This window comes from Pseudomonas putida S13.1.2 (assembly GCF_000498395.2).
Taxonomy (GTDB): domain Bacteria; phylum Pseudomonadota; class Gammaproteobacteria; order Pseudomonadales; family Pseudomonadaceae; genus Aquipseudomonas; species Aquipseudomonas putida_Q.
Window position 1 is genome coordinate 1,596,306 of the sequence record NZ_CP010979.1, and the last position, 13,450, is coordinate 1,609,755.

General features: G+C 63.2%; 11 protein-coding genes. 8 read left to right on the forward strand and 3 right to left on the reverse strand.

Features of this window, described 5'->3' with window-relative positions; translation table 11 throughout:
- Nucleotides 1–13: 13 nt before the first annotated feature.
- The 4 genes from N805_RS07230 to N805_RS07245 all read left to right on the forward strand — a co-directional run bounded on the left by N805_RS07230 (nt 14) and on the right by N805_RS07245 (nt 5,534).
- Complete coding sequence (locus N805_RS07230) at nt 14–1,201, forward strand: acyl-CoA dehydrogenase family protein (protein ID WP_028612913.1); 1,188 nt, start codon at nt 14–16, stop codon at nt 1,199–1,201.
- A gap of 13 nt (nt 1,202–1,214) precedes the next feature.
- Nucleotides 1,215–2,369 carry an acyl-CoA dehydrogenase family protein gene (locus N805_RS07235; protein WP_028612912.1) on the forward strand — a complete coding sequence of 385 codons (1,155 nt, stop codon included), beginning with the start codon at nt 1,215–1,217 and terminating at the stop codon, nt 2,367–2,369.
- Between the two features lie 4 nt (nt 2,370–2,373).
- The gene (locus tag N805_RS07240; RefSeq protein WP_028612911.1) at nt 2,374–4,062 is read left to right on the forward strand and encodes a class I adenylate-forming enzyme family protein; all 1,689 of its coding nucleotides are present in this window, start codon (nt 2,374–2,376) and stop codon (nt 4,060–4,062) included.
- An 89-nt stretch (nt 4,063–4,151) separates the two neighbouring features.
- Complete coding sequence (locus tag N805_RS07245; protein ID WP_028612910.1) at nt 4,152–5,534, forward strand: DUF1329 domain-containing protein; 1,383 nt, start codon at nt 4,152–4,154, stop codon at nt 5,532–5,534.
- A 48-nt stretch (nt 5,535–5,582) separates the two neighbouring features.
- On the opposite strand, the gene N805_RS07250 is transcribed toward N805_RS07245, so the two are convergent.
- The 3 genes from N805_RS07250 to N805_RS07260 all read right to left on the reverse strand — a co-directional run bounded on the left by N805_RS07250 (nt 5,583) and on the right by N805_RS07260 (nt 9,977).
- Nucleotides 5,583–7,712 carry an FAD-dependent oxidoreductase gene (locus N805_RS07250; RefSeq protein WP_028612909.1) on the reverse strand — a complete coding sequence of 710 codons (2,130 nt, stop codon included), beginning with the start codon at nt 7,710–7,712 and terminating at the stop codon, nt 5,583–5,585.
- An 82-nt stretch (nt 7,713–7,794) separates the two neighbouring features.
- The gene (locus tag N805_RS07255; RefSeq protein WP_016486835.1) at nt 7,795–8,625 is read right to left on the reverse strand and encodes an alpha/beta fold hydrolase; all 831 of its coding nucleotides are present in this window, start codon (nt 8,623–8,625) and stop codon (nt 7,795–7,797) included.
- 17 nt (nt 8,626–8,642) lie between these two features.
- Nucleotides 8,643–9,977, reverse strand: coding sequence for a spinster family MFS transporter (locus N805_RS07260; RefSeq protein ID WP_028612908.1), 1,335 nt, complete (start codon nt 9,975–9,977; stop codon nt 8,643–8,645).
- A 227-nt stretch (nt 9,978–10,204) separates the two neighbouring features.
- On the opposite strand from N805_RS07260, the gene N805_RS07265 reads away from it, so the two are divergent.
- Genes N805_RS07265 through N805_RS07280 form a run of 4 tightly spaced genes read left to right on the forward strand, consistent with a single transcriptional unit; the run spans nt 10,205 to nt 13,445 of the window.
- On the forward strand, nt 10,205–10,939 hold the full coding sequence (locus N805_RS07265) for an SDR family NAD(P)-dependent oxidoreductase (protein WP_028612907.1): 735 nt from the start codon (nt 10,205–10,207) through the stop codon (nt 10,937–10,939).
- Between the two features lie 14 nt (nt 10,940–10,953).
- Entirely contained in the window at nt 10,954–11,727 is a 774-nt protein-coding gene (locus N805_RS07270; protein ID WP_028612906.1) for an SDR family NAD(P)-dependent oxidoreductase, read from the forward strand.
- Between the two features lie 5 nt (nt 11,728–11,732).
- A complete protein-coding gene (locus N805_RS07275) occupies nt 11,733–12,362 on the forward strand; it encodes a nuclear transport factor 2 family protein (protein ID WP_028612905.1) in 630 nt (209 codons plus the stop codon).
- Between the two features lie 9 nt (nt 12,363–12,371).
- A complete protein-coding gene (locus N805_RS07280; RefSeq protein ID WP_028612904.1) occupies nt 12,372–13,445 on the forward strand; it encodes an alkene reductase in 1,074 nt (357 codons plus the stop codon).
- Nucleotides 13,446–13,450: the final 5 nt, after the last annotated feature.

Here is a 13,450-nt window from a genome sequence, read left to right on the forward strand (position 1 = left end):
TTCAGGTGAACGAATGAGCGCAATCGAGCAGTTCAGGCAAGCGACGCGCCAATGGCTGGAGGCCAATTGCCCGCCATCGCTGCGCACGCCCACCCCCGACGGCGAAATCGTCTGGGGTGGCCGTCAAGTAGACTTTCCCAGCGAAGACGCCCGGCTCTGGTTCGAGCGTATGCGTGACAAAGGCTGGTTCTGCCCGCAATGGCCCAGCGAATACGGCGGTGGCGGGTTGAGCGCCGAGTACAACGCGGTGCTGGAAAGCGAGCTGCGCCGGCTAAAGTGTCGGCCCGCGCAGATCAACCTGGGCATCTGGATGCTCGGCCCGGTGCTGCTGGAGTTCGGTAGCGAAGCGCAGAAGCAGGCGCTGCTGCCACCGATGTGTCGTGGTGAGGTGCGCTGGTGCCAAGGCTTCTCCGAACCCAATGCTGGTTCCGACCTCGCCAGCCTGAAAACCTCGGCGGTGGCCGATGGCGATGACTTCGTGATCAACGGCACCAAGATCTGGACCTCCTATGGCGACAAGTCCGACTGGATGTACGCCCTGGTGCGCACTGATCCGAAAGCGCCCAAGCACCAGGGGATCAGCCTGATCGTGCTGGACATGAAAAGCCCCGGGGTGAGTGTTTCACCGATTGACCTGATCAGCGGCAAATCGGCTTTCTGCCAAGTGTTCTTCGATAACGTGCGCGTTCCGCAAAGCCAGTTGATCGGGCCGCTCAACGGTGGCTGGAACCTGGGCAAGAGCCTGCTGCAGCACGAGCGCAAGGCCATGTCCAAGTTCGGCGAGTTCAGCCTGCCCACGCACTTTCACCTGCTGCCGTTGATCGAACGCTACCTGCCCGACAGCCAGGCGCCTGCTGACCAGGCCCTGCGTGCTCGGGCCCAGGCCTGCGCGATGAATGAACATGCCTACAACCTCACCGTGCAGCGCATGGGCGAGGAGGCCCGGGCTGGCCTGGATATCAGCGCGATCATGGCCATCATGAAACTGGTGCATACCGAGCAGGAGCGCGACAAGTTCGAGATCCTCCTCGATGCCCTTGGCTACCGCGCGCTGGGCCTTGAAGGCGAGCCGTTCAGCAGCCAGGAACTGGCGATTACCCGTGGCTGGCTCAACAGCTTTGCCCTGACCATTTCCGGCGGTTCGTCGGAGGTGCAGTTGAATGTCATCGCCAAGCGGGTCTTGAACCTGCCCAGTGCTTGAGGGGAGTTTGAACATGAGTCTGGTGTATAGCGAAGAGCAACGCCTGTTGGCCGACAGCGCCCGCGAATTCCTCGCGGCGCGCAGCCCGGTGGCGGCGCAGCGGCGCCTGCGCGACGAGGCAAGCGTGCCAGGGTATGACCCGCAGCTGTGGCAAGAAGCCGTGGGCCTGGGCTGGAGTGGCATTCCATTTCCCGAGGCGCTGGGCGGGCTTGAATTCGGCTGCATGGGCCTGGGGCCGATTTTCGAGGCCATGGGCAGAAACCTCTCGGCTTCACCCTTGTTGTCCAGTGTGGTACTCGGTGGCTCGCTGATCCATCTGGCTGGCGGCGCTGCGCAACAGGACCAGTGGCTGACGGCGGTGATCAGTGGCGAGCGGCGCCTGGCCCTGGCACTGGATGAAAAACCGCGCCATGCCCCTGAGCACACGGCACTGACGGCGACGGCCGAGGCTGGTGGTTATCGTCTGGATGGCGAGAAATTCTTCGTCATCGATGGCCTGGGCGCCGATGCCTACCTGGTTGCGGCGCGCACCAGTGGCCGCGCGGGTGAGAAGCAGGGCATCAGTGTATTCCTGATCCCGGCGAACACCCCGGGCTTGCAGGTCAGCGCATTGACGCTGATCGACTCGCGCAATTGCGCGCGGCTACGTCTGAGTGCCGTGCAAGTGGGCAGCGAAGCTTTGCTTGGTACGCTCGGTGGGGCTTGGTCGGTGCTGGACGAGGCGCTGGACCGGGGACGTGCTTGCCTGGCCGCCGAGTTGCTCGGCGCTGCCGAGCAACTGTTTGCCATGACCCTGGAATACCTCAAGACCCGCGTGCAGTTCGATGTCCCCATCGGTTCGTTCCAGGCCCTGCAACATCGGGCCGCGCGCTTGCATGTGGAGTTGCAGCTGGCCCGCAGCGCGGTGATGGCGGCATTGGCCGCACTCGATGACAACGCGTTGAGCGCGGCCGAGCGCGGGCGGCTGGTGAGCCTGGGCAAATGGAAGGCCGGCGAGGTGGCCGCCCAGGTCAGCAATGAGGCGGTACAGATGCACGGTGGCATCGGTGTCACCGATGAGCTGGACGTCGGCCTTTACCTCAAGCGGATTCGCGTAGCCCAGGCGGGCCTGGGTGACAGTGACTTCCAGTGCGCGCGCTACGCCGCTTTTGCGTCTTTGGAGAACTAAGAACATGAAGCTGGAACAGTGGCGCAACGCCTGGCAGCAATTGATTGGCCCTGGTTCGCCGTTCGAGGTGGTGTCTTCGCCCAACGACGGCCTGCGGTATTTTCGCCATGCACCTGCGAACTTGCTCGAAGCCATCGATGCAGGCCGTGCGCACGGTGAGCGTGAGTTTCTGGTGTGGGAGCAGCAACGGCTGACGTTCGCCGGGTTTTTCGATCAGGTCGACCGCCTGGCTGCGCAACTGGCGCAGCGCTTCGGGGTAAAGCAGGGTGATCGAGTGGCCATTGCCATGCGCAATCAGCCTGCCTGGCTGGTGGCCTTTGTCGCGGTGCAGCGTTGTGGCGCGGTGTGCGTGCCGTTGAACAGCTGGGGCCTGCGTGACGAATTGTTCCATGGCCTGCAAGACAGCGGTGCGCAGGTGCTGGTCTGTGACGAACAACGCCTGCAATTGCTGACCAGCGACCTGCTCGCACAGCGACTGGTCAGCATTGTGGTTGGCGTGCCGGCGGGGCAAGCATTAGCGGCCAACTGCCAGCGTTTCGAAGAGCTGATCCAGGGGCCGCTGCTGGCGCTGCCGGCCATCCAGATCAATCCGGCTGACCCGGCGCTTATCCTCTATACCTCTGGCACCACCAGCCGGGCCAAGGGCGTGCTGTCCAGCCATCGGGCCATTTGCCAGGCACTGGCAGCGCTGGAGTTCCAGTCGGCGTTCTGCGCCGTGAGTTCGCCCGAGCGTATCCAGGCGGTAATCGCCAGCGGCCTGGCGCCGACCAACCTGATGGCGGTGCCGCTGTTCCATGTCAGTGGCCTGCACGCGCAGTTTTTGCTGGGGCTGCGCAGCGGCCGGCGCTTGTTGCTGATGTATAAATGGGACGTGGACAAAGCCTTCGACCTGATTCGCGATGAGCGCTGTACCCAGTTCAATGGTGCACCGGTGATGATGCAGCAATTGCTTGGCTCGCCGCGGTTTGCCAGCACCGACAGCGACAGCCTGTACGGCCTCGGCCTGGGCGGGGCGGTGGCTTCCAGCCGGCTGCTGGCGCACATCAGCAAGCGCAAGCCCCATGCGATTGGCGGCAGTGGCTATGGCTTGACCGAAAGCAACGGCATCGGTGCCGCGGTGGGCGGCGATCAGTTCGTCTACAAGCCCGACTCGGTGGGCTGGCCGCTGCCGATCGTAGATGTATGCATCGGCCCGGACCCGTACTCACCGCTACCCGCGGGGCGCAGCGGTTTGATCTGGCTACGTTCGCCGACCCTGATGAACGCCTACTGGCAGTTGCCCGAAGCCAGTGCCGAGACCTTGCGCGACGGTTGGCTCGACACCGGTGATATTGGCCATCTGGACGACGAGGGCTTTCTGTACATCACCGACCGTGCCAAGGACCTGATCAACCGGGCGGGCGAGAAGATATCCGCCAGTGAAGTGGAGTCGTGTATCTGCGAAATGCCTGGGGTGACCGAGGCGGCCGCCTTTGCCCTGGACGATGAGGAACTGGGCGAGCGCCTGGCCCTGGTGTTGCGCAGCGACCTGCAGCCAGCGCCGACCCACGAGCAGGTGTGCGCCTTTATCGGCCAGCGCCTGGCGGCCTACAAGGTGCCAGCTGAGGTACACCTGCGCCGCGATCCGCTGCCGCGTAATGCGTCGGGCAAGGTGATCAAGGCGCAACTGAAGGAATCATTGGTCGGCGCCTGACTGATTAGTCTTTCCGGACGATGTACTCCCCCGCAGATCAGGAACAATGGAGGTACCCCAGTAGTCCTGGTCTGCGAAGGAGCCAACCGATGAAAATAACAACAAAAGGCGTGATGTTCGTAGCTGCAGTGGCCGCCAATGTCGGCCTGCAAGGCAACGCACTTGCGCAAGTGTCGCCTGAAGAGGCTGCCAAACTCGGCAAGGAACTGACCTGTGTCGGTGCCGAGAAAGCCGGTAATGCCGAGGGCACCATTCCGCCCTACACCGGCAAGTACCTTGGCGAAGTGCCGGGCTGGAACCATGTGAAGTTTTCCGGCGGTCAACCGGTCGATCCCTACGCCAACGAGAAGCCCATCCTGGTGATCACCGCGCAGAACATGGGCCAGTACGAGAGCCATTTGACCGAAGGCCAGAAGGCCCTGCTCAAGCGCTATCCCACCACCTACAAAATGAACATCTACCCGGGCCATCGGGACTTCCGTTACCCGGACTATGTCTGTGAGCGGGCGATGAAGAACGCCTTGAGCGCCAAGCTGGTCGACGACGGCATGGGCATCGAAGGGATTGGCCAAGTACCGTTCCCGATTCCGAAAAACGGCATGGAGCTGCTGTGGAACCACCAGTTGCCGGCACGGGCCTACACCGAAGAAAAGGTCAGCGACCTGGCTTCGGTGTTGCCAAACGGCAGCATCGGCTGGGGCCGCGCCTATGCACGCAACCTCTCTCAAGCCAACTCACCGACCGTCGAGCCAAAAACCGAAGGCCAGATACAAGCCATGAGCTGGAACACCACCTTGAAGCCGGTGCGCGACAACGGTGTGGTGAGTATTTCGCAAGAGCCCTATAACTTCCTCGCCAACCCACGCCAGGCCTGGAGCTACAGCCCGTCCACCCGGCGTGTGCGGCAACTGCCGGGCTACGGGTACGATCAGCCGATGATCGGCACCAACGGCACCATGACGGTTGACGAAGACCGTCTTTACAACGGTTCGCCCGAGCGCTTCAACTGGACGCTGATCGGCAAGCGCGAAGTCTACGTGCCGGCCAACGCCTTCAAACCCAATACCGGTGACATCAAGTACGCCGACATGCTTACCCCCAACCACCCCAACCCCGATTACATGCGCTACGAGCTGCGCCGTGTGTGGGTGCTTGAGGCCAAGCTGAAAGAAGGCTACCGCCATGTATACGGCAAGCGTGTGCTGTTTATTGACGAAGACACCTGGAACGCGGTGGTTTCGGACAACTATGACAGCCGTGGTGCGTTGTGGAAGCACGCGATGATCAACTACTACTACCACCCGGACATGAGCGCCTGGCAGGCCGGTTCGCAGTTCTTCATGGACCTGAACTCGGGCCAGTACACCGGCTACGCCATGACCAACGAATCGAAGAAAGGACCGATTCTCAACGAAGCCAAATTCACCCCGGACATGTACACCGCCGATGCGGCGAGGGCGATGGGGCGGTAACGACAAAGCCAAAAAAACCCCAGGTAGAACCTGGGGTTTTTTTTGGCTTCAGGCTTCTCGCCCAGCGCGATTGCCGGCGGCGATGGCGCCTTCGATGTAACCCAGGCTCTGACAGTCACCAATGCTGACGACCTTCAACCCGGCACTGCTCAGTGCACTGCTCAGGCGGGTATCAGGCGTCGCACCACTGGCCAGCACCACCGAATCACCGCGCACCTCGGCAGCTTCACCTTCGCCTGTCTGATAGCGCACGCGGTTACCGTCGATGGCGGTAACGCTCACCCCGGTCAGCAGCTGCCCACCGTGCACTCGGATGCCATGCAGCACGCGCCAACGCCGCACAATCGCCAATTCCCGGCCCAGGTGGCCGCTGCTTTCCAGCACACACACCTGACGCCCACGTGCAATCAGGAACTCTGCCAGCTCCAGCCCCACCAGCCCACCGCCGACAATGATCACGCGTTTGCCCAGGGGCATCCACACGCGTGACAGCTTTTGCATGGCGTCGGTGCTGTCGGTGACGCCGATCAGGTTGCCGGCCTTCATCAGGGTGCGTTGCGTCAGCGACAGCTTGCGCCGGGCGATCTCTTCGGCACGGTCGCCGGTCATCAGCCGGCGCAGTTCATCACCACTCCAGACATGATCCTGCTCGGCGCCTGGGATGCCCGGTGCGGCGCGCTGTGCGCCGGTCGCCACAATCACTTGATCGACGCCCAGGTCGCGCAGCAAGGCTGCATCCACCGTACTGCCCATGCGAACATCGATGGGCAGTTGCCGCACCTGGTACAGCAGGTTGTCGAGCAGGCGTCCGTTTTCGGGGTAGGCGAGGGCAGCAAAGAACAGGGTGCCGCCCAGGCGGTCACTGCGCTCGAGCAGCGTCACGCGATGGCCGCGCAAGGCCGCCACGCGCGCGGCTTCCAGGCCCGCCGGGCCACCGCCGATCACCGCAACATGTTGCGCGGCTGTCACCGGCGTGATGACGCGCTCGCTTTCATGCCCGGTTTGCGGGTTGACCGCGCATTTGACCCGCTCGTTGATAAAGATCTGGCTGACACACACGTAGCAGTAAATGCACGGTCGAATGGCCTGCAGCTCACCGGCCTGCAGTTTGTTGGGCAATTGTGGGTCGGCCAGCAACTTGCGGCCCATGGCGATGAAATCACACTGGCCGGCGGCAATCGCGGCGTCGCCGGTTTCTGGTTCGATACGCCCGACGGCAATCACCGGAATGCTTACGCATTGCTTGATGGCCGCTGTCCATTGGAGAAAAGCCCCGGGCTTTTGCACCAGCGGCGCTTCGGTAAAGGCCACGCCGCTACTGGTCATGGCGTAGGCCGAGACACTGACTGCATCGGCGCCGGCACCCTCAGCCAGGCGAGCAACCGCCTTGGCATCGTCGAGGGTGATGCCACCGGGGGTGAGCAGTTCTTCGGCATCCAGCCGCAGCCAGACGCCAAAGCCGGTGCCAACCCGCGCGCGTATGGCGGCCAGGACCTCAAGCAGCAAGCGTGCACGGTTTTCCACTGTGCCACCGTATGCGTCTTCACGGCGGTTGTAATACGGCGATAAAAAGCCGGCGATGATGTAGTTGTGCGCGGCATGGATTTCCACACCGTCGAACCCGGCGCGCTGTGCACGCTCGGCAGCGGCTGCGAACCACTCGACCATCTGTGCGATGTCGTCCTGGTCCATCACCCGCATCTCGATCCCGCCTTTGCGACCGCGTACGGCGCTGACAAAGGAGGCGAGCTCTTCCGGGGTCAAGGCCTGCATCATGTCGGAGGTACTGGCCGGGGGCAACGACGGCACCCACAGCGGCCGGCCCGCAGCCATGTCCCGTATGGCGTTCTTGCCGGCGTGCTGCAACTGCATGGCGATCTTTGCGCCGTGCCTGTGCACGCGTTCAGCCAGTTGCGCAAGGCCCGGGATGAACTCATCAGAAGAGACACCGACCTGGTACGGCTCGGCGGTACCGGCCGGGAAGGCGACGGCGCACACGCCCATGATCAACAGCCCGGCACCGCCTTCGGCACGTGCTTCGTAGTAGGCCTGGATACGTTCGCCGCAGTGCCCGTCGGCTTCGGCGAAGTTGGAGCCCATGGGCGCCATGATGATGCGATTACGCAGTTGAAGGGGGCCGATGCGGCCAGGCGCAAGCAAGTGGGAGAGTTTTGTCATTGTTATATCAGCCCTTGGTAGAAGCCAGTCGATACGACAGCGGCCAGGTTGCTGCTGTCGCAAGGTACGTTGCGTACGACGACTAGGCTTGGCGCAGGAACTCGAGGCAGGAACGGTTGAACAACTCACGGTGCTCCACCTGAACCCAATGTCCACAGCGGTTGAGCAGAATAAAGCGGGCGTCAGGGGCGTTGTCGAGCACTTTCATCGCGCCACCGACCGGGTTGAAGTTGTCGTTGGTGCCCCAGAACCCCAGAATCGGTACGCGCAGCTCCTCCAGGCGCTCGGTCATGTTCGGCACCATCATGGTCGAGAACAGGCAGTGCGGCTGGTATTTGGCCACGGCAACGCGTTCGGCCAGCAGGCTGTCGGGCAGTTGCGAAGCATCGAACAGCTGCAGGCTCATGATCTGGCGCATTTTGTCGATGTCGAGCGGGCCGGCATTGAACAGCTCGACCATGCGCTGAATACCGATCTTCTTGAAGTAGGTTTCGCGCTCTTCGACACCGCCCGGGGCCATCAGGATCAGCTTGTCGAGCAATTGCGGTTCGGCCAGCCCCAGGCCAATGGCGATGGCGCCACCCAGGGAGTTGCCGAGTAGCGTGCAACGTTGCACTTCAAGGGCCTTGAGCAAGCCGGACACGGCGTTGACGAAGAAATCCAGGTTGTACTGGACGTTGTCGGGCTTGTCCGAACGGCCGAAGCCGGGCAGGTCGATCACCAGGTTACGAAAGCCGGCCGCAACGAAGTCGGGGTAGTTGCCCTTGAAGTTGCTGTAGCCACTGGCGCCCGGGCCACTGCCATGCAACCACACCACGACGGGGCCGCTGCCTTCGTCGAGGTAATGCAGGCGCAGGCCGTTGTCGAGGGTGACGAAGTGGCCGATAGGCAACGGTAGGTCTTGTTCTGACATCTTCAAATCTCCATTGATCAGGCAGTTACGGCATTTTCAGGGGTGGCAGTCGGTGCAGCCGATCGCTGCAGTTGGGCGCGGTAGCGGGGCAGGGCCATGCCCAGGAATACGGTCGAGAGCATCAGCATCGAAATGGAGGCGGCCAGCGCATAGCGCAGTGCCTCGGTGCCGAGGGCCGGGGTGAACAGATCGCTGAGTACCCCGATCAGCAGCGGGCCAACGCCGACACCCAGCAGGGTCATGGCCATGACGAAGATTGAAGTTGCCTGGGCCAGGCGCGCTGCCGGGAACAAATGCGTGACGGCGCCCAGGCAAGGGGTCGCCCACCAGGTACCAAAGAAGGCAAAACCTGCATAGAAGAGAAACGCGGTCGGTACCGGGGTGTTACCCAGGTGGAACAGAACGCCGGTTGGCCAGAGGAAGTACGCCAACGCGAACGGGATACTGACCAGCGTGGCAAGCAGCGGTACGCCAATCTGCCAGCCGGCATCACGGCGGGCCATGCGGTCGGAAATGATGCCGCAGGCCAGGGTGCCGAAGGTGGCACCGCTGCCGCCAACCACGCCGACCAGAAAGCCTGCGTCCTGCAGGTTCAAACCGTGGGAGCGGATCAGGAAACTCGGGCTCCAGGTGCCAATCGCATAGCCGGCGATGGCGCTGGACGCGCCGGTCAGCACCAGCCAAAGGAACGATGGGGTCTCCATCAGCTTGGCCACTGTCTTTGCCCAGCCTTCCTGAACGACCTGGACCTTGGTCTGCACTTCGCTGGCAATTTTCGGCGCACGGACCGTAAGCCACAGCAGCAGCCCCAGCAGGATGCCCGGTACGCCAATGATCAGGAACGCCGAGCGCCAGCCGTAATGCTGGGCGATCCAGCCACCGAATCCGAGGCCGAATATGGCGCCGAAGCTTGAGCCGAGCATCAGGATGGACAGTGCAGTGGAGCGATTTTTTGCTGGGTAAAGCTGCGAAATCATCGCCACCGAAGGTGCCGTGCCGCCCGCTTCACCAACGGCTACGCCGATCCGCGCCAACACCAGCAGCCAGAAGCTGGTGGCCAGGCCGCAGGCCATGGTCATCACACTCCAGGCAATGCAGCAGGCGGCAATCACCGGTTTCGGCCCGATACGGTCGGAAAGCCGGCCCAGGGGGAAGCCGAACAGGGTATAGAACACCGCAAATGTGACCCCCGAGAGCAGGCCGATGCCCGTGTCGGAAATGCCGAACTCCGCCTTGACCGGCTCGATCAGGATCGCCATCAGCTGCCGGTCGATGTAGTTGAAGATGTAAATCACGGCCAGCACGAACAGTGCGTAGTGGCTACGCCAGGTAACGCGGTTGGAAGAGTTCACGACGGGTGCTCCCGGTTTTGTTCTAGTGAGCAGGAGCGTGGCGCCGATCACGCTCGGGCACATCGTCCATTCAGACCACTTGCTTGCGGCACATCGGGCAAGCGCGGCTGCGTAGTCTTATCGGACGATGTTGCGGTTTTGTACAGGGTTAATGATTTGTCCCGTGCTCGATCATCCAGCGCGTTGTGCAGCTGATCGGGGAAGCCAAGGCTTGCGGGAGATCAACGATGAAGTTAGCGAACAAAGTGGCCCTGATCACGGGCGCCGGGCAAGGCATGGGGCGGGCGATTGCCCAGCGCTTTGCCGAGGCCGGCGCACGGGTGGTGGCGGCCGACATCAACCTGCAGGCTGCCGAGCAGACGATCGAAGGGCTCGGTGAGCATGCCCTGGCGCTGGCGTGCAACGTCGCCGACAGCGACTCGGTGGCGGCGGCGATGCACAGGCTGGAAGCCCGTTTCGGCGCCCTCGACATCCTGGTGAATAACGCCGGTGTCGGTTCAGTCGACAGCTTTGTCGACACCCCGGACGCGCACTGGCAGCGGGTCATTGGGGTCAACCTCACGGGCACCTTCCTGTGCAGCCGTGAAGCGGTGCGGCTGATGCAAAAGCACGCCATTCAGGGCGTGGTGATCAATATTTCCAGCACCGCCGCGATGACTGGCGAAGGCCCAAGCCATTACTGCGCAGCCAAAGCCGGCGTCATGGGGCTGACCCGCAGCATGGCGCGGGAGCTGGCCGCCAGCGGCATCCGCGTCAACACCTTGGTGCCCGGCCCGACCAACACCCCGATGATGGCCGACATCCCCGATGAGTGGCTGCAGGGCATGCTCAAGGCAATCCCCCTGGGCCGTATGGGCGAGGTCGATGAGATCGCCCGCGCCGCCGTGTTTCTGGCCAGTTCCGACGCCAGCTTCATCACCGGCCAGAACCTCGCCGTCAACGGCGGCATGGCCTTCATTTGAACCGGGAGCAGGCAATGAGCACACGACTTCAAGGCAAGATCGCATTCATTACCGGTGCCAGCTCCGGGATTGGTGCGGCCACCGCCCGACGCTTTGCCCAGGAGGGCGCCACCGTGGTGCTCTGCGGGCGTAATCAGGCGCCATTGGAAACTGTGGCCAGCGCCATTCGCGAAGCCGGTGGCAACGCCCATTGGCAGGTCGCCGATGTCAGCGACGAGCAAGCCTTTGTCGGCGCAATCGAGGCCGCGGCGCAGCAGCATGGCCGCCTGGACATCCTGGTCAACAACGCCATGGCCTACACCTGGGGTGCCATCGACAGCACCAGCACGGGCGACTGGCACGCCAACTTCCGCACCACCGTGGACGGCACGTTCTGGGGCACGCGCACGGCCATGGCGCTGATGAAAGCCCAAGGCGGCGGCGCAATCGTCAACATCGCCTCGATCTGCGGGTTGTTCGGTACGCCCTGGATGGCCGGCTACTCGGCAGCCAAGGCCGCAGTGATCAACTTCAGCCGCGCTGCAGCCAGCGAAGGGGCGGCCAACAGGATTCGCTGCAACGTGGTGGTCCCGGGCGTCATCGAAACCCCGGCAACCGCGGGCATGCTGGCCGACGCCAAGGCCCGTGGCAACACCGAGAAACTGATCCCGCTGCGCCGTATCGGCCAGGCGCAGGAGGTAGCCAACGCGATTCTGTTCCTGGCCAGCGACGAAGCGTCCTATATCACCGGCGCGTGTGTGCCGGTGGATGGCGGGCGCAGCTCGGAACTCTACACGGTGCTGGAGTGATGAGCATGGAACCGAACATGTTGTTGGCACGCATCGACCGGCTTGAGTCGATTGAGGAAATTCGTCAATTGGCGGCCAAGTACTCGCTGTCGCTGGACATGCGCGACCTCGATGCCCACGTCAATCTGTTTGCCGAAGACATCCGAGTTGGCCGCGAAAAGACCGGCCGCGCGCACCTGAAAGCATGGGTCGATGCGACCTTGCGCGATCAGTTCAGCGGCACCTCGCATCACCTGGGCCAGCACATCATCGAACTGCTTGACGCCGACAATGCCGTTGGCGTGGTGTATTCCAAGAACGAGCATGAGACCGGCCCCGAGTGGGTGACCATGCAAATGCTTTATTGGGATGACTACCAGCGCATCGATGGCCGTTGGTACTTCCGTCGCCGCCTGCCGTGCTACTGGTACGCCAGCGACCTCAACAAGCCGCCGATCGGCGAGCGAAAGATGCGCTGGCCAGGGCGTGAACCCTATGCCGGCAGCTTCCACGACCTGTTCCCGTCGTGGGCCGAGTTCTGGGCGCAGCGCCCGGACAAGGACCAACTGCCCGATGTCGCCCCGGCCGCGCCCCTGGAACACTTTCTAGCCACCCTGCGACGCGGTGCTGCGGCACCGAAGATTCGTGTGCGCTGAGGAATCGCGATGAGCATTTTGTTTGAGCCCCTGCGCCTGGGCGAGCTGGAGCTGAGTAACCGCATTGTCATGGCGCCGATGACCCGCAGCCGCGCCACCGCACAGGCGGTGCCGACGGCTGAAATGGTCGACTACTACCGCCAGCGCGCCAGTGCCGGGCTGATCATTGCCGAAGGCACTGCACCGTCCGCCGACGGACTGGGCTATTGCCGCACGCCGGCCATCTACGACAGCGCGCAGATCGAGGGTTGGCGCCAGGTCACCCGGGCGGTGAGGAATGCCGGCGGGCGCATGGTGTTGCAGTTGATGCACGTGGGCCGCGCCGCCAGTTGGCAAAACAAACCGGTCGGGGCACGGACCGTCGCCCCATCGGCGATACGTGCCCGCACCCAGGTGTTCTGCGACGGGGTTGGCCTGGTCGATACCGATGAGCCTCAGGCGTTGAGCCTGGAGGACATTGACCGCGTGATCGAGCAATACCGGCGCGCGGCCCTGAACGCTCGCGAAGCCGGCTTCGAAGGGGTCGAGCTGCATTGCACCAGTGGTTACCTGCCAATGCAGTTCATGGCGTCCGGCAGCAACCAGCGCAGTGATGGCTATGGCGGCGCGGTAGCCAACCGCGTGCGGTTTCCGGCCCAGGTGCTGGCCGCGATGGCAGCTGCAATCGGCTCGGGGCGTGTGGGTTTCCGCCTGTGCCCGGGTAACCCTTACAACGACATCAGCGATGCCGACCCGGCCGCCACCGCACAAGCCTTGTGTGAGCAGGTCGAGCCGCTTGGCCTGGCTTACCTGCACATCATGCGCTCGCCGCTGGCCGCACTGGATGCCTTTGCCTTGGCCCGCAGCCATAGCAGCAGCGGGTTGATCCTCAATGACGGTTTCGACGGGCCTTCGGCCGCCGCGGCAATAGAAGCCGGGCAGGGCGCCGCAGTGTCGTTTGCCCGCCACTTTATCGGCAACCCCGACCTGGTCGAGCGCCTGCGCGCCGGCCTGCCGCTGGCCGGCTTCGACCGCAAGACACTTTATACGAAAGGCTCGCCTGGCTATTCGGACTATCCGACCCACGCCCAGACGACTGCATGAACAGC